At 51.1% G+C, this 20,428-nt stretch carries 20 protein-coding genes, 1 tRNA gene and 1 pseudogene; 8 read left to right on the top strand and 14 right to left on the bottom strand.

Annotation, left to right across the window (positions count from 1 at the left end; translation table 11 throughout):
* Positions 1-233: 233 nt before the first annotated feature.
* Positions 234-306: transfer RNA gene (locus ABXS88_RS04070), tRNA-His, on the bottom strand.
* Between the two features lie 101 nt (positions 307-407).
* Between ABXS88_RS04070 and ABXS88_RS04065 the strand changes: the two genes are divergently transcribed.
* On the top strand, positions 408-788 hold the full coding sequence (locus tag ABXS88_RS04065; RefSeq protein ID WP_353673913.1) for a DUF4359 domain-containing protein: 381 nt from the start codon (positions 408-410) through the stop codon (positions 786-788).
* Positions 789-854: 66 nt separating this feature from the next.
* On the opposite strand, the gene ABXS88_RS04060 is transcribed toward ABXS88_RS04065, so the two are convergent.
* The 10 genes and pseudogenes from ABXS88_RS04060 to ABXS88_RS04015 form a co-directional block, all read right to left on the bottom strand.
* Complete coding sequence (locus ABXS88_RS04060; RefSeq protein WP_353673912.1) at positions 855-2,699, bottom strand: ABC transporter ATP-binding protein; 1,845 nt, start codon at positions 2,697-2,699, stop codon at positions 855-857.
* A 102-nt stretch (positions 2,700-2,801) separates the two neighbouring features.
* The gene (rfbD, locus tag ABXS88_RS04055; RefSeq protein ID WP_353673911.1) at positions 2,802-3,665 is read right to left on the bottom strand and encodes a dTDP-4-dehydrorhamnose reductase; all 864 of its coding nucleotides are present in this window, start codon (positions 3,663-3,665) and stop codon (positions 2,802-2,804) included.
* A 2-nt stretch (positions 3,666-3,667) separates the two neighbouring features.
* A pseudogene (rpoD, locus tag ABXS88_RS04050) lies at positions 3,668-4,777 on the bottom strand (RNA polymerase sigma factor RpoD); the annotation flags it as partial.
* Positions 4,778-4,804: 27 nt separating this feature from the next.
* Positions 4,805-4,957 carry a hypothetical protein gene (locus ABXS88_RS04045; protein ID WP_353673910.1) on the bottom strand — a complete coding sequence of 51 codons (153 nt, stop codon included), beginning with the start codon at positions 4,955-4,957 and terminating at the stop codon, positions 4,805-4,807.
* Positions 4,958-5,351: 394 nt separating this feature from the next.
* The gene (locus ABXS88_RS04040; protein WP_353673909.1) at positions 5,352-6,065 is read right to left on the bottom strand and encodes a DevA family ABC transporter ATP-binding protein; all 714 of its coding nucleotides are present in this window, start codon (positions 6,063-6,065) and stop codon (positions 5,352-5,354) included.
* Between the two features lie 21 nt (positions 6,066-6,086).
* Positions 6,087-7,238 (bottom strand): ABC transporter permease DevC, encoded by a 1,152-nt coding sequence (devC, locus tag ABXS88_RS04035; protein ID WP_353673908.1) that lies wholly within the window; start codon positions 7,236-7,238, stop codon positions 6,087-6,089.
* Positions 7,239-7,241: 3 nt separating this feature from the next.
* Positions 7,242-8,564: a biotin/lipoyl-binding protein gene (locus tag ABXS88_RS04030; protein ID WP_353673907.1), complete on the bottom strand. Its 1,323-nt coding sequence runs from the start codon at positions 8,562-8,564 to the stop codon at positions 7,242-7,244.
* Positions 8,565-8,663: 99 nt separating this feature from the next.
* Positions 8,664-9,398: a phycocyanobilin:ferredoxin oxidoreductase gene (locus ABXS88_RS04025; protein ID WP_353673906.1), complete on the bottom strand. Its 735-nt coding sequence runs from the start codon at positions 9,396-9,398 to the stop codon at positions 8,664-8,666.
* Positions 9,399-9,479: 81 nt separating this feature from the next.
* Positions 9,480-10,673 carry a class I SAM-dependent rRNA methyltransferase gene (locus ABXS88_RS04020; RefSeq protein ID WP_353673905.1) on the bottom strand — a complete coding sequence of 398 codons (1,194 nt, stop codon included), beginning with the start codon at positions 10,671-10,673 and terminating at the stop codon, positions 9,480-9,482.
* A gap of 22 nt (positions 10,674-10,695) precedes the next feature.
* Positions 10,696-12,174, bottom strand: coding sequence for a leucyl aminopeptidase (locus ABXS88_RS04015; protein WP_353673904.1), 1,479 nt, complete (start codon positions 12,172-12,174; stop codon positions 10,696-10,698).
* Positions 12,175-12,307: 133 nt separating this feature from the next.
* Here ABXS88_RS04015 and ABXS88_RS04010 point away from each other — a divergent pair, with 133 nt between their 5' ends.
* Positions 12,308-12,577 (top strand): hypothetical protein, encoded by a 270-nt coding sequence (locus ABXS88_RS04010; RefSeq protein WP_353673903.1) that lies wholly within the window; start codon positions 12,308-12,310, stop codon positions 12,575-12,577.
* Here ABXS88_RS04010 and ureC read toward each other — a convergent pair.
* Positions 12,562-14,271 (bottom strand): urease subunit alpha, encoded by a 1,710-nt coding sequence (gene ureC / locus ABXS88_RS04005; protein ID WP_353673902.1) that lies wholly within the window; start codon positions 14,269-14,271, stop codon positions 12,562-12,564. The genes ABXS88_RS04010 and ureC overlap by 16 nt on opposite strands.
* Before the next feature lie 98 nt (positions 14,272-14,369).
* Between ureC and ureE the strand changes: the two genes are divergently transcribed.
* The 6 genes from ureE to ABXS88_RS03975 are packed head-to-tail and all read left to right on the top strand — an operon-like array spanning position 14,370 to position 17,531.
* Positions 14,370-14,756, top strand: a complete 387-nt coding sequence (ureE, locus tag ABXS88_RS04000; RefSeq protein WP_353673901.1) for an urease accessory protein UreE — start codon at positions 14,370-14,372, stop codon at positions 14,754-14,756.
* Positions 14,734-15,420: an urease accessory protein UreF gene (locus ABXS88_RS03995; RefSeq protein ID WP_353673900.1), complete on the top strand. Its 687-nt coding sequence runs from the start codon at positions 14,734-14,736 to the stop codon at positions 15,418-15,420. The genes ureE and ABXS88_RS03995 overlap by 23 nt, the downstream gene beginning before the upstream one ends.
* 20 nt (positions 15,421-15,440) lie before the next feature.
* Positions 15,441-16,049: an urease accessory protein UreG gene (ureG, locus tag ABXS88_RS03990; RefSeq protein ID WP_353673899.1), complete on the top strand. Its 609-nt coding sequence runs from the start codon at positions 15,441-15,443 to the stop codon at positions 16,047-16,049.
* Positions 16,046-16,885: an urease accessory protein UreD gene (locus ABXS88_RS03985; protein WP_353673898.1), complete on the top strand. Its 840-nt coding sequence runs from the start codon at positions 16,046-16,048 to the stop codon at positions 16,883-16,885. The genes ureG and ABXS88_RS03985 overlap by 4 nt, the downstream gene beginning before the upstream one ends.
* 9 nt (positions 16,886-16,894) lie before the next feature.
* The gene (gene ureA / locus ABXS88_RS03980; protein WP_353673897.1) at positions 16,895-17,197 is read left to right on the top strand and encodes an urease subunit gamma; all 303 of its coding nucleotides are present in this window, start codon (positions 16,895-16,897) and stop codon (positions 17,195-17,197) included.
* A 13-nt stretch (positions 17,198-17,210) separates the two neighbouring features.
* On the top strand, positions 17,211-17,531 hold the full coding sequence (locus ABXS88_RS03975) for an urease subunit beta (RefSeq protein WP_353673896.1): 321 nt from the start codon (positions 17,211-17,213) through the stop codon (positions 17,529-17,531).
* Here ABXS88_RS03975 and ABXS88_RS03970 read toward each other — a convergent pair.
* Together ABXS88_RS03970 and ABXS88_RS03965 are read right to left on the bottom strand one after the other, a co-directional pair.
* Complete coding sequence (locus ABXS88_RS03970) at positions 17,488-18,429, bottom strand: alpha/beta fold hydrolase (protein ID WP_353673895.1); 942 nt, start codon at positions 18,427-18,429, stop codon at positions 17,488-17,490. The genes ABXS88_RS03975 and ABXS88_RS03970 overlap by 44 nt on opposite strands.
* Positions 18,430-18,521: 92 nt before the next feature.
* On the bottom strand, positions 18,522-20,396 hold the full coding sequence (locus ABXS88_RS03965; protein ID WP_353673894.1) for an alpha-amylase family glycosyl hydrolase: 1,875 nt from the start codon (positions 20,394-20,396) through the stop codon (positions 18,522-18,524).
* Positions 20,397-20,428: the final 32 nt, after the last annotated feature.

Here is a 20,428-nt window from a genome sequence, read left to right as displayed (position 1 = left end):
CACCTTCGTCAAAATATTCTATACCCATGCTAGGCTGGCCCTCCTAGGCTAGGCATAAAAGCGATATAAATCTTCTACTATGTCAACAAGGCTCAATAATTACAAGACTGATTGAACCTATAGTAATTAAGTTGTGTAAAAATCGCAGCTAGACGTTTTCAGATTCAGAGATGCCTAAATCTTTTTGCATATATCCCATGTTAGGTATGCATTCACAAACCATACTTTGTAAGGGCGAACGATGGGATTCGAACCCACGAATGGAGGAACCACAATCCTCTGCCTTAACCCCTTGGCTACGCTCGCCATAAGCGTATCCTAGCATAACATAAAGGCGCTGACTAAAACAACTGTGATTGAGGGTCAACATTGACTATGATTTTGCTAGAGCAGTGATGAGGAGGGCCATGAACATATTGCAGGGAATCACAACGACAGGGGGCATTCTGCTGGTGGGGAGTGGAATTTTAATGGTTTGTAATAATCCAGGGCCAAAGGACTACGAGCATTATGCGACGGAAAGCTTAGTGGTATACCTCAAAGAGGAAGTTTGTCCGAAAGCACCTGCTAATTTAGGGCCATTCCTCCAGAGCTACTGTAAGACCCTAGTAGATACCGGACGTCTCCAAATCAAGCACATCATTGCCGATACAACCACTCGACAAAACTTTTTGGTGTTTAGCATCTACGAGACAACCCTGACGTTGCCTTCCCCAGCGCCAACCTACCAGTTTCAAACCCTAGGGGTAATGAAAGAGTTTTATACCTACCAGGCCCAACAGCAATAGGAAACGGCTTCCTATCCATAACAGCCGTCTTGCAAAAAGTATTGAATATGGTGCCTCACAGCCTTTCTATAGTCTCGTTGACCGGTCTGTAGGGCCCAGGCGTCCTGAGCTTAATCGTTGCTCGAAAACGCTCTCTGACGACAATGGGGATTTAGCGCCAGTCTGAACTTGCCATAGGCCAGTATAGATTCCTCCTAAGCGAAGGAGTTCTTCGTGGGTACCCTGCTCTACCAGTCGGCCCTTTTCAATTACACAGATCTGATGGGCATGGCGAATGGTAGAAAGGCGATGGGCAATGGCAATGGTCGTCCGATTTTGGGTAATGCGTTCGAGGGAACGGACAATGGCCGCTTCGGTTTCGTTATCCACGGCGGACGTGGCCTCATCCAGAATTAAAACTGGGGGATTTTTTAGAATCACTCGAGCAATGGCCAGTCGTTGTCGTTGGCCGCCGGATAATTTTTGGCCCCGTTCCCCCACAATGGTGTCGTAACCGTAGGGAAGATGCTCAATAAATTCATGGGCCTCGGCAATTTTAGCGGCTTCGATAATTTCTGCTAGGGTCGCATCGGGACTACCGTAGGCAATATTGTCCCGCACGGTTCCATGGAAAAGAAAAACATCTTGGCTGACTAAACCAATGCCCCGGCGTAGATTCCCCAAATGAATGGTTTCTAGGTCAATGCCATCGAGATAAATTTTGCCATTGGTCAGGTCGTATAGCCTCAGTAGGAGTTTGACAAGGGTACTCTTACCGGATCCCGTGGCACCGACAATGGCGGTAGTTTGGCCGGCGGGAATGACCAAAGATAAATGTTGAAGTACGGGGTAATCCTTTTCGTAGGCAAAGCTAACATCCTCCAACACGAGTTGGCCGCGAATGGCCTGGGACGGTAGGGCCACTTGACCACTGGGGATCGAGACGGGAGTATCCAACAGGCCCATCACTCGCTGTGTTGAGGCCATGGCCCGTTGATATAAATCAAGCGTTTTTCCCAACCCCGTCAAGGGCCAAAGGAGACGCTGGGTCAGAAAGACGAGCATACTGTAACTACCCACGTCCAGCTTACCCGCCACCACATCCAGGCCCCCAAAGAAAAGAATGGCCGTAAATCCAGCCAAAATAATGATCCGAATTAGAGGTACAAAAGCAGCACTTAGGCTGATGGCCTGCTGATTGCTATCTCGATAAGCATTACTATCGAGCCGCAGACGTTCGATTTCCTCCACCTCCGTAGCAAAGCTTTTAATCGTCATGATGCCGCTAAGGTTATTAGCCAGACGACTGTTGAGAAGACTAACTTTCTCGCGGACGCGGCTATAGCGCGGGGCCAGAAAAGACTGGAAGCTCACAGATCCCATAAGGATAAAGGGGATAGGCAGCATGGCCATCCAGGCAATAGACGGAGTCAGGACAAAAAACGCGCCACCAATCAAGACCACCGTCGTCAAGACCTGTAGAATTTCGTTGGCCCCGACATCTAAAAATCGCTCCAATTGGTTGACATCATCATTCAGGATAGAGAGCAGCCCGCCGGTACTGCGTTCTTCAAAATAGGCTAGCTCTAGGGATTGGAGATGGGCGTAGGCCGCTAGGCGGAGGTCATGCTGAATATTTTGGGCTAGATTGCGCCATAGGCGTTCGTAGGCGTATTCAAACACTGATTCTAGGCCCCAAATCACCGCCGACAGGAGTGTTAAAGCCAGTAGTTGAGTCTGGGCCGAGCCGAAACCCCAACGGGCCAGTAGGGAATGTTGGGGCTGAACCACTACATTCACCGCCAGGCCGATCAGGGCCGGGGGAGCCAAGTCAAAGACTTTGTTGAGAATTGAGCAGAATACCGCCTGGCTAATCTGGGAACGATAGGCCTGAGCGTAGTTTAAGAGACGTAGGAAAGGATGATCAGCCACGATAGGTTGTGAAGTTCAGCAAGAATTGCAGGCTTGAGACCCTTGAGGCCTGAAGGCTCATACACTAGAAAGCTTCAAGGCACCAGTGCTAACCCGCCCTTGTCAAATCAGACTACGGAGCATAGCCCGTAGGGATTGTCGCCAATGGGGTAGGGAATAGTTTAAGGCCGCCGTTATTTTTTGTCCCGATAGGACAGAATAGGCAGGGCGACGGGCTAGGGTAGGATATTCCGCTGTGGTAATGGGAATGATTTGAGGCGTCTGGGCCAGGATTCCCAGGGTCTGAGCTTCTTCAACAATAGCCACCGCAAAGTCGTACCAACTGGCTACACCGCTATCTGTACAGTGATAAATGCCCTGGGGCCGCTGAGGAAGGAGGATGGCTAGGGCCTGGGCTAGGTCTTGAGTCCAGGTCGGACTGCCTACCTGATCCACCACGATTTTTAAGGTGTCTTGTTCCTGAGCCAGACGAAGCATCGTTTTGACAAAATTGCCTTTACCAGCAGCCCCATAGACCCAGGCTGTCCTCAGGATTAGATAGTCTCCCCCCAGAGCCTCAATCTGCCGTTCCCCTGCTAACTTGCTCTGGCCATAGACCCCCAAGGGATGGGTGACATCCCTTTCGAGGTAGGGGGTATTTTTACGGCCATCAAAAACGTAGTCCGTCGATAGATGGACGAGGTAGGCCCCCAGGGCCAGGGCCTGCTCGGCTAAAACCCCAGGCAGTTGAGCATTCAGTCGGTGAGCCAGGGCCGGTTCCGCCTCCGCTTGATCGACAGCAGTGTAGGCCGCGGCATTAACGATGACGGTGGGTTGTATCTGGTTAATCCGTTGGCGTAGGGCCGATAGATCGATTAGATCTAGGTCTTGGCGAGTCAGGCCCTGTACCTCTCCTAGGGAAGCAAGGCTAGATTGCAAGGCTTGACCGACCTGCCCAGCGGCTCCCAGGAGGAGGATTTTGGCCATGGCTAGCGGATATATTCTTTGAGGATACTACTACGATTAGGATGACGAAGTTTTCGCAAAGCCTTAGACTCGATTTGTCGGATCCGTTCGCGGGTGAGGTTAAAAACTTGGCCAATTTCTTCGAGGATTTTCATCCGGCCGTCATCTAAACCGTAGCGCAGACGCAGAACATCTCGTTCTCGCGGACTGAGGGTATCTAAAACATTTTCTAGATCTTCCCGTAAGAGGTCTAGTTCGACAATATCTTCAGGATTCATATTGTCAGCCTCAATTAAATCCCCCAAACAGGAATCTTCATCAATCGGGGTTTCCAGGGAAATGGGCAGTTGAGTTGATTTGGCAATGAAACGTAGTTTTTCAATAGTCATTTCCATTCGATCAGCAATTTCTTCTTCGTTAGGTTTGCACTGCATTTCCTGAGATAAGGTTTGGGTCGTCTTTTTAATGCGAGTAATCGTTTCGTAGAGGTGAACGGGTAGGCGAATCGTCCGAGATTGATCGGCGATCGCTCGAGTAATAGCCTGGCGAATCCACCAAGTCGCGTAGGTGGAAAACTTAAATCCCTTTTTGTAGTCAAATTTTTCAGCGGCTCGAATCAACCCCCAGTTTCCTTCTTGGATGAGATCCTGAAAATCAAGTCCTCTACCTTGGTATCCTTTAGCAACGGAAACGACTAAGCGCAGATTAGACACTACCATTTTGTCCTTGGCCCGACGACAGAGGAAAAGGCGACGGTTAAAGGTTCTAAAGTTCTTTTCGGGCTGAGCCTGCCATTCTTCTTCTAGCGTCACCTGATGCTCAGGATCGGATAGATAGGCGGCTAAGTCAGCTTTTTTCGGCTCTTTTTTGCCTTTTTTAACCAAAATTTGTTTAGCTTGCTCAACTTTCCAGACTTGTTTTGCCCATTCCACTTTCCAAGGCCGTACTTCCCAGCGGGGATCGTTGGGGTCACGCTTGAGGAGTTTGCAGAGGTTTTCCCGGATGCTTTCTAGCTGGAACAAGTCAGCAATTTGACGGGCCAGCTCAATTTCTTCTTCAGCCCGCAGGAGGCGAATCCGACCAATTTCCTGGAGATAAAGACTGACAGAATCCTCAGTATAAAACTTCTTTCTGACAGGGAATTTAAGGCGAGGGCGGTGCTAATGGAGTTTTTTATCTTCTGTTTCTCCTAACAGTTTTTCAAGGTCTTCTTCCTCGAAATCCACCTCCTCTATCTCATCTACCTCGCTGATTAATACGAGGTCATCAATAGAGGGCTCAGTCGGTGCCATCAACTCATACGCTTGGGTCATGCCGTTTTCCTCTCGCTCCTTTCTTGCAAAACTGGATAGTCTTTATATGGATAAACAATGTTGTGGTTCACTAGTCCCGATGAGGGTCGTTCCACGGGCCTTTTTCCCTGGCGTAGTATTCGCGCTCAAGACTTGAAAATGCAAAACACCCAAGACTTGCAGCTCAAGATTCTATCAAAACGCTGACTGAATCAAGTAGCACATCTGCCGTCAAGAAAAAAAGACCTTATCGATTGTAGCCCCGATGACAAAAAAATGGCGGACTTTTTTGTTTGAATTGAAACGGGGTAATAGCTTCGAGGAAATCCTCTGTCCACTACCTTAACAAAGACTTGGAAAAGTCGCTCTAACTTCCTCGGCAACTGTCAACAAACGGCAATCAATAGGGGCTTCCTTAAAGTAGTCGGCCGTCCTCTAGTTCGATAATTCGATCCGCCACGTCCAAAATTCGGTTATCGTGGGTCACGATTAAAATAGTTGAGCCCTGCTCCCGAGCCAGTTTTTGCATCAATTCCACCACGTCGTGGCCTGATTTACTATCTAGGGCTGCTGTGGGTTCATCAGCCAAGATCATTTTGGGGCGGCTGACTAAGGCCCGGGCAATGGCCACCCGCTGTTTTTGGCCCCCGGAGAGGTTGTGGGGATAGTAATCAATATGACTGCCCAGGCCTACGGCTTCGAGCATGGCGAGGGCCTGTTGTTTAGCATTGGCGGGAGAAATATGGTCATGGAGTTCAACGGACATTTGCACATTTTGGCGGGCCGTTAAGCATTCCAGTAGGTTGTGGGCCTGGAAAATATAGCCGGTTTGGCGACGAACCTGGATCAGTTGTCGTTTTTTGGCCCCCACCAATTCTTGGCCAAAGACCTGGAGACTGCCAGATTGAGCCGACCGCAGGCCCCCCATCAGGGTCAAGAGCGTCGTTTTCCCCGATCCCGACGGGCCCTTGAGAATCACCACTTCCCCAGCTTGGAGTGTGAGGGTAATGTCAAACAAAATTTGCTTGCGGAGATTACCCGTTCCGTAGAAGTGATTCAGCCGATTAATCACCACCGCTGCGGCCGGAGTGTTTGTTGGGGTTAGGTTAGGGGAGGGCAGGGTTTGCATGTAATATCCTCGGTACAACCGTTAAAAAATATCCGCTGGATCGGCGGCTCGAAGTTTCCCCACGGCAATGGCCCCGGAAATAATACACATCAAGACCGTTAACAGGAGAACTGTGGTGGCTCGGGCAGTGGTCATTAAAATGGGAAGCCCCGTGGCTCTGGCCGTATTGCTGTAGAGGAACAGGCCCAGCCCAAAACTGGGGATAAAGCCGATAATAGCTAGGATCAGGGCCTCTTGGAAAACGACGGCCAGAAAATAGCGGTCGGCATAGCCCATGGCCTTAAGGGTCGCGTATTCCGGTAGGTGGTCAGTGACATCGGTGTAAAGGATTTGATAGACCACCACAATCCCGACGATAAAGCCGATAACGGTTCCAAAGCCAAAGATAAAGCCAATGGTTGTGCGATTACTCCAATAATTCCGCTCAAAATTAATCAATTCCTCCTTGGTCAGTACCCGAACATCCCCTTGATTCAATTGATTTTTGATTTTTTGGTAGATAAGGTCTCGATTAGCCCCCGGTTCTAACTGGATCACGCCAATATCGATGGCGCCTTTCGTGCGACTCGAAAACAGACGGAAAAAGTTGACATCACTGGTAATCAGACTGCCATCGGCCCCGAAGGAAGACCCCATGGTGTAGAGGCCATCGATGGTGATGCGGCGGTTACCGACTTCCGTGCTGACGGTCTTGCCGGCTAAGACCTGTTCCTTGATGGGGCCAAATTCCTTGCGGGATTTCGTATCAAACAGAAAAGTATCCGGTTGTTTGACCCGCTCTAGATTCTCCGCCACCCCATCTAGGGTAAGCAGGTTAACGCTGGGATTAAAGCCCAACACAAAAATTTGTCGAGTCTGTTTGGTTTCAGGATTTTTCCAGACGTTCATGAAAAGATAGAGCGGCCTGGCCTGGGCTACCCCCTCGACTCCCATCACTTCGTAGAGGCGGCGGGAGGAAAAGCTCTTGGGCAAAATCAGGGTGTCAGTCTTGCTCGATAGCAGAAAAATATCTCCCTTTAGGCCCTTGGGTAAACGTACAGCGCTGTCCAGCAGGGCATTTTTAAAGCCTAACTGCATAAACATTAAGACATCGGCGAAGGCAATACCCGCCAGGGCCACGAGTAAGCGCGTCTTGCCGTAGATTAATTGATGCCAGGCGAGGGGAATTCTCATGGTTTAGGGGATAATTTTCACAAGAACATTAGCATTGCTAAGTCCAGCGACGGTTTTACTGGCCTCGGGACTGAGTTTGATTTTGACTTCCACCACTCGGGCATCGACGTCGGCCGCGGGGTCTGTCCCTAGGATGTCATTTTTGCCCACCTTCAAGCCCACAAATTGTACCTGGCCCCCTAGTTCGCCCGGAAAACTATTATTTTCACTTTTGATGGTGGCCAGTTGGCCCGGACGCACTCTACGGACATCAGTTTCATAAACCTCAGCAATAACAAACATCTGGTCTGTTTTTCCCAGGTCTGCCAGTCCATTAGTTTCACTAATTTTTTCCCCCGGTCGGGTATAGATTTTGAGCACCTGAGCATCGGTGGGGGCCTGGATCACAGTTGTTTTGAGGTCAGCCTGAGCTTCTTTAAAGCGGGCTAGGGCCAGGTCTAATTCCGCCTTTGCCTTGACCATTTCCACTGGACGAACTTCGGCAATTTTTGCCAGGGTAGCCTGGGCTTCCTTGGCCTGGAGTTGTTCGGTTTCAGCGTCTTTCTCCAGTTGGGAACGCTGTTCACGAATTTTTTCTTCTAGAGTGGCCTCGGTTTTGAGGAGACGGGCCTGGGATTCCGTCAATCGTTTTTTAGCTGCTACCATAGCCAGGCCCCGTTGTTCTAGATCCGCCAAGGGAATCGCGCCATCCTCTGCCAATTGTCGATAGCGTCGATAATCCTGTTCGGCCTGTTGGAGTTCGGCTTGGAGGCGGTCAATACTAGCCTGTTGTTCTAATTTTTCCCCCTCTAGCTGTTTGATCAAGCTATCGAGAGCCGCCTTGTTGACGGCCAGGCCCTGACGAAATTCAGCTTGGGTTCGCTGAATCGTGGCCTGCTGGGCTTGAATTTCTCCCTTTTTGGCTCCGGCCATGACGATTTGGAGATTCGCCTGAGCGACCTTCACGTTTTCTTGGGCTGTTTGGACGGCAGCCATTTTTTGGTCGTAGTTATCTAAAACCGCTAGGACTTGCCCCGTTTTGACCCGTGCTCCCTCCGTGACCAGGATCCGTTCTACCTTTGCCCCTCCGAGGGTTGGGGAAGAGGTAACTTTAAAAATTTCTCCGAGGGGAGCAATACGGCCTAGGGCTGAGATTGCTTGTGATTCCTGGGCCTTGGCCGAGAGCACCGGGGTTGATGGGTTCGTTTCTGCGGCGGGTCGCTGGGGGCGTAGGGCATAGACAATCGTTCCCGCTGTCACCAGTAAGCCAATCGCTAACGTGCCAATAATCCAACGCAGACTAGTAGCCGGAAGGGGAGAACTGGAAGGGTCTGAAGGTTTACCCATAGAACAGAATCACGGAAAAGTTACTTTGATTGTAACTTTTTGTTGCAGTCCCTCGCTAATTGGCGATTTTGGGAGCCCCCAGTATCTCTCTTCTCGGCTCTAATCAATAATGTCAAACAAGACTTGGGTCATATAGCGTTCAGCCCAGGCTTCACCAAAGGCCTTTTCCAGAACTCGGCGGGTTTTATCATTCTGTTGTTGTTGTCGGCAATAGGTTTGCTGGCCCATTCGGTGTTCTGCGGCTTCTTCGGGCCCTAGGGCCTGGGCTTGGTTGGCCTGGTGGCAGTGGATCTGAAGAAAATCCCCGACACGGGCCACAAACTGCTGTTCTTCCGTTTCAGTTTGGGGCCGGACAAAGAGGCAGTAGTCGGAAAAAATATGGCCCCAGGGGGGTAAGGCCCGATTATCGCCAAAAATCAGGGAAGGTAGAACGGTCAAGGCCGCAACGTAGGCACTGGGGAGTTTTCGATTAGCCCTCGTAGGGGATAGATCGGCAATGGCTGCACTCACCCCCCCAGGGCCAGCGACAATGTCACAACCAAAGAGCGGTAAGCCGTATTCTGGCCGGGGAAACATGACACAGTGGAGAATATCCAGATTTTTGCCTACTTTGGCTAATTCCAGGTGTAATTTACGAAATTGAGGCGTTTGAAAACAACGATTTTCGATGACCAAGCGTTCTCCCTCCAAACGGCCCTCGACGTAGCCGAGATCCTCCGGCAAACTAAAGGGGGCCAAGCTCAAGGTTTGCCAATGCTCAACAATCACGCTGGCAAGGGCATTAATCAGGGGATGAAGACTGGTGCTGAGGGTGGAGGGAGGAATAACAGTCATAGCATTAGTAATAGTGAAGCGGCCAATTTTAACTATATCGGCATCGTGGATGCTGACCGGAGTCTGACGGAAAACAGGAGCCTAAACCAGGTCGCTGACTTTACAGACTATAAATTTGAGGTAGCGTCCTTCGGGAAAACCAGCGGGAACGGGATGATCCAATGGTTGGCCGGCTTCGTGGAGAATTTGCAGACGCCGCTGGCTCTGGGCCGCTGCACTGGCTAACATTTCCTTGAAGGCTTCAGGGCCAACCTGACTGGTGCAACTCGCGGAAACCAGTAAACCGTTGGGGGCCACGCACTGGAGGGCCAAGGCATTGAGTTTGGTATAGGCTCGCAGGGCCGCAAAGCGATTTTGCTTACTTTTGGCAAAACTGGGGGGGTCGAGAATCACGACTTCAAAGGTTTGCTGGGTTTGGTGATAGCGCTGGAGCAAGTCAAAGCAATCGGCTGTCACAAAATCATGGCGGCTGGGGTCTAGCTGATTGAGATGAATATTCGCTTCGGCCACGGCGGCCAGGTTTTTACCAATATCAACGCTAGTGACTCGGCGGGCCCCTCCCCGCAGGGCATAGAGGGAAAAGGCCCCTGTGTAGGCAAAGCAATTGAGAACGGTTTTCTGCTGGCAAAGGGGGCCGATAAAGCGGCGATTTTCCCGATGATCCAGGAAAAGGCCGGTTTTTTGCCCGGTGTGTAAATTGACTTGAAAGGCCAGGCCATGCTCTTTAACGGTGATCTCGTGGGGCGGTTCTTGGCCCCAGAGGCGTTGCGTTTTCTGGTCTAGGGCCTGGCGGTCGTCGGGGTTTTCCAGGTGTTTGGTACGCCAGAGAATTCCCTGCAGAGGTGCAATCTCCCGCAGGGCCGGGACAAGCCAATCCAGAAGTCGTTGAGCCCCTTCCATATAGGTTTGAACCACAGCGTATTGGCCATAAAGATCCACCGTTAGGCCCGGTAGGCCATCTCCTTCTCCAAATAGCCAACGATAGGCGGTGCAATTCTGCTGGCGGAGGGGGCCCCGGAGTTCCCAGGCCTGGCGAACTTGGGCCTTGAACCATACAGGATCGGGCAACTGACGTCGGGAAAAAATGCGGACAGCAATGGGCCCTTTATTCTCCCAGAGGCCAAAGCCCGACCAATTGCTACAACGAAGTTTCAGCCATTCCCCCGTGGCAAAGTGACTGTCCTTAGGCAACTTATCCCGATAGAGCCAGGGATGGCCCTGGGCTAGACGGTCTTTTAAGGGAGGGGGAACGATCAGTTCGCGCAGTTTCGCCATTTTTCTCGCTGGGAATATGAGCCTACTGAGCCTGCTGGAGAACCCATTGGACGAGGGTCCGTACCGGAAAGCCCGTGGCGCCAGCATTATTGACCCCAGCGGTTTTTTCTGTCCAGACAGGGCCCGCAACATCCAAATGAACCCAGGGGGTTTTTTCAACGAACTGTTTGAGGAACAGGGCTGCTGTAATTGAACCACCAGAGCGGGGGCCAGTATTTTTCATGTCGGCAATGTTGGATTTCAGACCTTCAAAATATTTGTCCTCTAGGGGCATGGGCCAGAATTTTTCACCGACGCTCTTAGCGGCTTTCAGTAGTTGCTCAGTCAGCCCGTCATCAGTACCCCATAGGCCTGCAATGTCGTCTCCTAGGGCTACAATACAGGCCCCGGTTAGGGTTGCTAAGTCCACAATGGCATCCACCCCTAATTTTTCTGCAAAGACTAGGGCATCGGCCAGGGTCAAGCGGCCCTCAGCATCGGTGTTATTCACTTCAATGGTTTTGCCGTTGGAAGCCGTCAGAATATCACCGGGGTGCATGGCCTTACCGCTGATCATATTTTCCGTTGCAGCACAGATGAAATGCACTTCTACCGGCGGTTTCAGTTGAGCAATGGCCTTGGCTGCTCCCAGGGTGGCCCCGCCGCCGCCCATATCCATTTTCATGGTTTCGATGCCACTGCCGGCCCCCTTAATGTTTAAGCCGCCGGAATCAAAGGTCAGGCTTTTACCAACAATGGCCACTTTTTTGATGGGATTAGCCGGCCGGTAGGTGAGGTGGATAAATTTTGGTGGTAGTTCTGAGGCCTTGGCCACCCCCAGGAAAGACCCCATCCCCAGGGCTTCACAGTCCGCTTGTTCCAGAATGGTTAACTCTAGGCCGTAGGTTTGGGCTAGTTCCGTGGCCACTTCAGCAAAGGTGATGGGAGTGACGGCATTAGCGGGGGCCGCCACCAGTTCCCGAGCCAGGATCACCCCAGAGCAGACCTGTTCACTGCGAGTAATGGCGGCCGTTTGCTCTCCAAGGCCCAGTAGATCAATGGTCGTGAGCTTGAGTTCCTTCTCTTCTTTCTCGGATTTAAAACGGTGGTCTTGGTGCAGGGCCAAGATCAGGCCTTCACTAATAGCCGCCGCCGTTTCACTGGCCTGGTGTTCCACTTGGGGGAGATTAATGCCTAGGGTTTTCACCTTTTCCTGTTTTGCCAAACGAGCAATGCTGGCTGCCGCCATCGCCAGGGTATCCCGGCCAAAGGCTTCGATCTTGCCTAGGCCCACAAGGATTAATTTGCGGACAGGGCCTCTAGAACCGACCCGTGTAATGGCTTTTTGGTCGGCTTTGCCCTTAAACTCGGCTTCCGTGATCAGTTCCTGGAGGGTTCCCTCTAAGCGGTGATCCAGTTGTTGTAAATCTTCCGTCAGTTCTACGGCATTTTCAAAAAAACCCAAGGCCAAGGCATCCCCTGACCAAGTTAGAACGGAGTGGTCTGTCCCACAAATCTGCATTGCTCTGACCTTGTTGCGTATTGTCCGCCCCCTATTCTACCCTTCTCGGTTGGTCTCTGCAGGCAGAACAGCCCTATGCTAGCTTGGACTCAGGAGGTCTTCGGCATAAACGTTTTTCACCGTCGCGACTACAATGCGTTTCTTTAAAACTTTCCTACCCTTAGCGTTAATTAGTGGGGGTGTTTTCATTGGTTTTGGCGACCGCTTTCTGCCCGCTCCCCTTAATGCCTACAGTTACCAGACTCGGGAACAAATCAACCAGACTTTACTTGGATTGGTTGAAAAACCTAAGAGCAACAAGAAAAATGTGTTTGAAAAGGTTAAAGAAGAAACTAAATTTGATGCCTTTGATGAACGCACGCTCAAAAAAATTGACCCCTACTCGCCTCAGAATAAAAAATAACGTTGGGCCATGGGCAGTACAGTAGCGGGTTCACAGGTGAGTAGTTCGCCATCCGCTCGCACTTCGTAGGTTTCGGGGTTGACCTCAATACGGGGTAGGGCATCATTGAGCTTTAAATCAGCCTTGCTCAGACGACGATTATTACGGGTAGGCACGATGGCTTTGCGGAGACCGAGGCGTTGGGGGACCTCCGCTTCCAGGCCAGCCTGGGACATAAAGGTTAGGGACGTCGTGGTTGTGGCCAGGCCAAAACTGCCAAACATGGGCCGCATATAAACGGGCTGGGGACTGGGAATACTGGCATTGGCATCCCCCATCTGGGCCCAGGCAATCAGGCCGCCCTTGAGTACCATGTCTGGTTTGACGCCGAACATCGCCGGTTTCCAGAGACACAGATCCGCTAATTTTCCGACTTCGATAGAACCAACATACTCGGCAATGCCGTGGGTCAGGGCCGGATTAATAGTGTATTTGGCGACGTAGCGCTTGGCCCGAAAATTATCTTTTTCTGCTGAATCCTCGGCTAAAGGTCCCCGTTGCACTTTCATTTTATGGGCCGTCTGCCAAGTACGAATAATCACCTCACCGACCCGGCCCATAGCCTGGGAATCGGAGGAGATCATACTAAAGGCCCCGAGGTCGTGCAAAATATCCTCGGCGGCAATGGTCTCCCGGCGAATGCGCGATTCAGCAAAGGCGACATCCTCGGCAATATGGGGGTCGAGGTGATGACAATGCATCAGCATATCTAGGTGTTCGTCTAGGGTATTGAGGGTGTAGGGCCGGGTAGGATTGGTCGAAGAAGGGAGGACATTGCTCAGACCACAGACCTTGATAATATCCGGGGCATGGCCGCCGCCGGCCCCTTCGGTATGGTAAGTATGAATCACTCGATTTTTAAAGGCCCCGATGGTGGTTTCCACAAAACCGGCTTCATTGAGGGTATCGGTGTGGATGGCCACCTGCACATCATACTCATCCGCTACCTGGAGACAAATATCAATGGTGGCCGGGGTCGTGCCCCAATCCTCATGGAGCTTCAGACCCATGGCGCCGGCTTGAATTTGTTCCACTAGGCCGGGGGTCTGACTGCTATTGCCCTTGCCCAAAAAACCTAGATTCATGGGAAAAGCTTCTGCTGCTTCCAGCATCCGGAAAATATTCCAGGCTCCGGGGGTACAGGTGGTGGCATTTGTCCCAGTTGCTGGCCCCGTACCACCGCCAATCATGGTGGTTACGCCCGACGCAATGGCGGTTTCAATTTGTTGGGGACAGATGAAGTGGATGTGGCTATCAATGCCGCCCGCCGTGACGATCAGGCCTTCGCCAGCAATGGCCTCCGTGCCTGGGCCAATAATGATGGTGACGTTGTCTTGCACGTAGGGATTACCAGCCTTGCCGATGCCTGCAATTTTGCCGTCTTTAATGCCAATATCGGCTTTGACAATACCCCACCAATCGAGGATCAAGGCATTGGTAATTACGAGATCTACGGCCCCATCAGCTCGCGTAATTGGCGACTGGCCCATGCCATCCCGAATCACCTTGCCACCGCCAAACTTTACTTCCTCGCCGTAGGTGGTATAATCTGCCTCAACTTCAATCCATAATTCTGTATCAGCCAAGCGCAGGCGATCACCAACAGTAGGGCCGTAGGTTTCTGCGTAGGCCCGACGATCCATGGGATAGCTCATTACCGTTCCTCTATAATTTTTCGCAGTTACTCGCTCAGTATATGGTAATTCTTAATCGGTTCTGTTCAGACGATACAAACCGACCTATTCCTTGGATTGTGCCCCTGACCGCTGAGGAAAGAACCCGTTCACGCCAACGTCTTGAGGTACAAGGCCAACCCCTGCTAGACCTCCAGCTTCCTAGGGGAACTGTACTAAAGGAAGGTCAGATTCTCCAAAGTGAAGACGGGCAAGTTGTCGTCAAAATCACGGCTCAACCAGAACCCGTGATGACCGTAACCGCTAGCCATGCCTTAGATTTACTGCGGGCCGCCTATCATTTGGGTAATCGCCACATTGCTCTGGAAATTGCCCCCCACTATCTCCGCTTCAGCCCCGACCCGGTTTTAGCCAAGATGCTTGAGCAGTTGGGAGTCCAGGTTAAGGCCGAAGTTTGTCCGTTTTATCCCGAAAGCGGGGCCTATGGCAACTCCCATGCCCACTAACTCGGCCCTACTGGCCCTGTTGCAACTGGCTAGTCCCAGTCTTCCCCTGGGGGCCTACTGCTATTCCGAGGGTCTGGAATATTTAACCCAGCAGGATATTCAAACTGCCGAGGCGTTAGAACAATGGCTCACCCAGGAACTCACCTACGGGGCCATCCGCATTGAGGCGGCCTTGATGTTGCGGGGCTATCGTCATCATCAAGATCGAGAGCAATTCCTGGTCTGGAATACCTGGTTAACGGCCCACAAAGAAACCCAGGAACTGCGGGCCCAAAGTTGGCAGATGGGAAAAAGTTTATTAAATTTGCTAACTAATCTGGCTCCCCATCCCCACTTCATCGATCTTCAAGCAGCTTTGAACGAACCCTGTCACTACGCTCTGGCTTTTGGCCTGGGGGCCGCCCATTGGCAAATTCCCCCAGAATCTGCCTTGCAAGCCTTTCTCCAGAGTTGGGTCAGTAATCAGATCACCGCGGGGGTGAAGTTAATTCCCCTAGGCCAAACAGCGGGTCAACGAATCCTCTTGGCGATGAATGCGGTTATCCAAGCGGTCTATCCTTCAATCCTGGCCCTGGCCGATGACCAACTCTACAGTTGTAGCCTGGGGCTGGGATTAGCTAGTATGAAGCACGAACAACAATACAGCCGCTTGTTTCGGAGTTAGGGCCTGAAGGAGGATACGAAGTGGCGATAACGGCATTAAGGGTCGGGGTAGCCGGGCCCGTGGGGTCTGGGAAAACGGCGTTAGTGGATGCCCTCTGCAAGCAGATGCGAGAACAATGGCAGATTGGGGTCGTAACCAACGACATCTACACCCAAGAGGATGCCCAATTCCTGGTGCGCTCCCAGGCCCTGGCCCCGGAACGGATTATTGGCGTCGAAACCGGCGGCTGTCCCCACACCGCCATTCGGGAGGATGCATCGATTAACTTAGTGGCTATTGAAGACCTGGAAAACCGCTTTCCTGACCTCCAGTTGATTTTTGTAGAGAGTGGGGGCGACAATTTGGCCGCGACCTTTAGCCCGGAATTAGTGGATTTAACCATCTATGTGATTGATGTGGCCGCTGGCGACAAAATTCCCCGCAAGGGCGGGCCGGGGATTACCAAATCCGATCTACTGGTGATTAACAAAATTGATCTGGCCCCCCAGGTCGGGGCGAGTCTGGAGGTGATGGCCCGTGATAGTCAAACCATGCGTCCCCAGAAACCCTTCGTCTTTACCAACCTGAAAACCCAAGAGGGCCTGGGCCAGGTCAAAGATTTCATCGAAGCTTATCTAACATCATCGTGACCAACCTTCCATCTTCTCGTTGGCAGGGCCGTCTCGATTTGGCCTACCAGCGTCACCAGCAAACAACCCAAGTGGCCTCGGCCTATACCCAGGCACCTCTGCGACTACAACGGGCCTTTTATCCTGAAGGGCCAGAGATTTGTCATTCCGTAGTACTGCATACAGCGGGGGGCCTCGTCGGGGGAGATTTCCTACAGCAAACGATCGACTTGGAAGCCCATTGCCAGAGTCTGATTACCACGCCCGCCGCGACTAAGGTTTATGGGCATTCACAGGCATCAGAGCAAACAACGGTCATTCGGTTAGGGGAAAATGCCTGTCTCGAATACTTACCCCAGGAAACCATTCTCTATAACCAGGCCCGGTACCGGCAAAACACTCGCATTGAATTGGCGGAAAATGCCCATTATCTCGGTTGGGAAATGATGCGCTTTGGCCGCACGGCCAGGGGAGAACGCTTTCAGCAGGGCGACTGGAAAGCCAGTACGGAAATTTGGCGGGGGCCGACTCCCCTCTGGATTGAACACCAATGGTTGCCAGCCGATCTGGGGGCCTGTGACCATGCCAATGGCCTAGCTGGACAGCCTATAGCGGCCACGCTATGCTGGGTGGGAAAAGTAGCAACTCCAGCCGTTATGACCCAAATCCGCCAGCTATGGGAGGCTCAACAGGGCCAAGGCGAAGCGGGGGTCACGCAACTGCCCCAGGGACTCCTCTGTCGCTATCGAGGTGCGTCTATGGCAGAGCTTAAGGCCTGGTTTATCGCGGTTTGGTCTTTTTTGCGCGTCCAATACCTCGGACGTTCCCCCCTCACGCCTCGCATCTGGCAACTCTAGGCAACTCCTATGCAACTCTCTCCCCAAGAAAAAGATAAACTCCTGATTTTTACCGCCGCTCTCTTGGCAGAACGTCGTCGGGCTAAGGGCCTCAAGCTTAACTACCCTGAAGCTGTCGCCTACCTCACAGCCCAGATTTTGGAAGGGGCCCGGGAAGGAAAGACAGTGGCGGAACTGATGCGAGATGGCCAGCAAATCCTGACACGAGACGATGTGATGGAGGGAGTGCCCGAAATGATTGATGAAGTCCAAGTCGAAGCGACTTTCCTCGATGGCACCAAACTTGTTACCGTCCACCAACCCATTCGTTAGGAAGCAATAAACTATGATTCCCGGTGAAATCAGAACGCCCCAGGGGGTAATCAAACTCAATAGCGGCCGGCCGACCCGACGACTCACCGTGGCCAATAGTGGTGATCGTCCTATTCAGGTGGGTTCCCATTTTCATTTCTATGAGGTCAACAGTGCTCTGGTTTTTGAGCGAGCGGCCAGTAAGGGGATGCGCTTAGATATTCCGGCTGGCACCGCCATTCGCTTTGAACCGGGGGACGAAAAAGAGGTGCCCTTGGTGGCCTTCGGGGGCCAGCGAGTTATCTACGGTTTTAATCAACAGGTAGATGGGCCCCTAGAGGAGACGGAGGACTAGACTGGGAGGCTTTTTCCTGAATCCAGGCTTGCAAAATGGGGTTGACGATTTCTGGCCCTTCATCCTGGGGACAATGGCCTAAGCCCGGCAGGGGAATAAATTGTTCGACCGCCGGATAGTCGGCCAGGGCCTGGCCCAAGCTCAGGGGTTCCCAGGGGTCTTCAGCTCCCCACAGGATCAACGTGGGACAGGTAAGTTGGGGTAGCAGATCCTCCGGTAAAGGGCCTTGGGAATAGTTGGTAAAAGCCAAAAACACCGCCGCGGCGCCGGGGTCTCGGGCTGGCTTTAGGAGCATTTCCACTAATTCCTCGGTAACGGCTTCCGGCCGAGCATAGGCCTGATGCAGAGCCTGGCGGACGGTCTTGGCCTGGGCCACCTGACGGAAAAAGAACTGGCCAACAGCGGGATTTTGTAACAAGGCCTGGAGTAAACGAGCGCCAACTCGACGATACCAAGGAAGGGCACTGCGCTTGCGTTCATGGAGGAGACGCAGGGAACAATTGAGGGCAGCAATTCCTAACACCTGCTCTGGAAAATCCACTGCGCACTGCATCACCACCACGCAACCAATGGAATTGCCGACTAAAAAAGCCGGGCCCTGAACAACTTCTCGGCAAAAATCCGCTACTAAAGTGGCCCAGGTTTCAAAGGTGTAATCGATTTCGCTTTTCGGTAATGGTTTGGCCGAGTCCCCAAAGCCAATTAAATCTAAGGCATAGCAACGACAGGTCTGGCCAAGGATGGGTAAATTTTTGCGCCAATGGCCCCAGGAGGCCCCAAAACCATGAACCAAAACAACCGCTGGCCCGCTGTCACCGCAGGCTTGGTAGGCAATGGCATGGCCCTGCCAGTACCAGAATTGGGGGGGCTGGAAGGGATCGAGAGCAAGCACGGTCATGGGTTAATTTCAGAGATCTAGGCCGCTACGATCCTAACAAACTCTAATGTTGCCTAGACCGATCAACCGTCTATCCAAAATCCGAGCATGGCCTAAAGGGAGAACCAGCGATCATTCCACTTCACAGTTCCCTGCTTCGCTAGAATCCAGCGGCGGCATACCGTGCTTTCGTAGCGGGGATAATGGTCATAGGCCGGGGACAACTGGCCCCCAGAGCGGACTAAAGCATACTTGTAAGCAATGGCCTTGCCGGCACTTTCATTAAAGGGGATTTCGCCAAACCAGAGGTTGCCACTAATGTATTCCAGTGCATAGGCACGGCTAATATCCCAATTACCTAATTCAGGGCAGTCTCCCGTTACCACTACTGTTTCCCCTAGCTGGGTTGTCAGGCCATTTAATTCCACTCGGACAATGGTTTGACCCTTCACTCGATCGCCTAAATAACTTAAGACAATCATTTCCTTCGGATGTAGGGTAAGACCGTGCAATTGGCCATTGTTAACTTGAAATTGACGACGGGTCAACATACAAGAATACTCACCATCCTCTAAATCTGTATGCAGAAGATCAATGGTGGTGTAGGAACCTCGATTCATTGCTACAAAACAACGATAATCTCGATAGCACCGCGTATAACAATAGACATCTGGAGAGACATATTTTTGTAATTGACTCCCCAGAGAGACGGCAGGATTAACGCGTCGTAGTTTAGAAAAGAGTTGCAAAGCTTGATAAAGAGGAGAATTTGTATCCCAACGCTCCATCATGGGGCGGTTATAGGGATCGTTACCACCATTGGTATCGTTATGGAGATATTGTTCCGTACCGTAATAAATACAGGGAATGCCCCGAGAGGTCATGATCAGCCCCACCGCCAAACGCAATAAATCCGGATCGGAATTTAGGCTTTGAAAACGAGGCATATCATGGTTATCGACAAAGGTAATCAACTCTGTCGCTCGATTATATAAATGATCTAAGTCGAAGATATTTTGGACTAATTGAAACCCTTGGGGATCTCCCTTGGCCAAGGCCCCTCGAACGGCTTCACAAAGACCAAAGTCTAGGATTGACATTCCAGAATAATTAGCAAAATTGACTGAACCTTTATCCCATGGCTTACTAAACCCCCATTCTCCAAAGGCAAAAACCGAAGGCTTATGAGTTTGAATGTCGGTCATAAATTCCTGCCAAAACCAGATAGGCATATGCTTGACCGTATCAATCCTTAAGGCATCGACGCCACGGTCTAGCCAGAGCTTAATGGCGGATTTAATATAGTTGCGGTAATCAATATTACTTTCATTAAAAGTTGCCAGACCAGCCATTTCTCCATAAAGTAATTGCCACTCATCTTCCCAATCAGTAATTTCAGGATTATGATGATACCAATGGTTCCTATCATTATAAAAATCAGCAATTAAGACACCATCATCGTAGAGTTCTCCCTTATGTCCGTTGACATCAGGACTACTATGGTTACAAACAATATCCAAGATTAATTTCATGCCCCGCCGATGCATTTCTTCAATCAATTGGTTAAAGACCGTACTTTTTAACAGAGAATTCTCTTCATCAGGATCCAGAAAACGAGGGTTGATTCGTTTAAAATCTTTTGTCCAGTAACCATGCATGGCCGCACTTTCAAACTGCATTTCCTCTACTTGCTCAAATAGGGGAGAAAGCCAGAGGGCAGTCACTCCCATTCCTTTTAAATAATCCAATTTATCAATAATTCCCTGGAGATCTCCTCCCCAGTATTTACCCCATTTTTGTCTTGTGGAATCAAAAAGATTTGGATTAGCACCTGGATTGTTTCGGGGATCTCCATCATTAAAACGATCAACAATTATAAAATAAATCGTCTCTTGACGAAATTCAATAGACCGTGTAAATAAGAACTCAAATTCCGATTCACTAGAGATGGTCATTACCTGAGCTGGGGGAGAAGAAGCGATATTCATGGAATAGTGTCCTATATGTCAAGTGATTTAGT

It is taken from the genome of Synechocystis sp. LKSZ1 (genome assembly GCF_040436315.1).
Taxonomy (GTDB): domain Bacteria; phylum Cyanobacteriota; class Cyanobacteriia; order Cyanobacteriales; family Microcystaceae; genus Synechocystis.
This window is presented reverse-complemented; position numbering and strand designations above follow the sequence as displayed.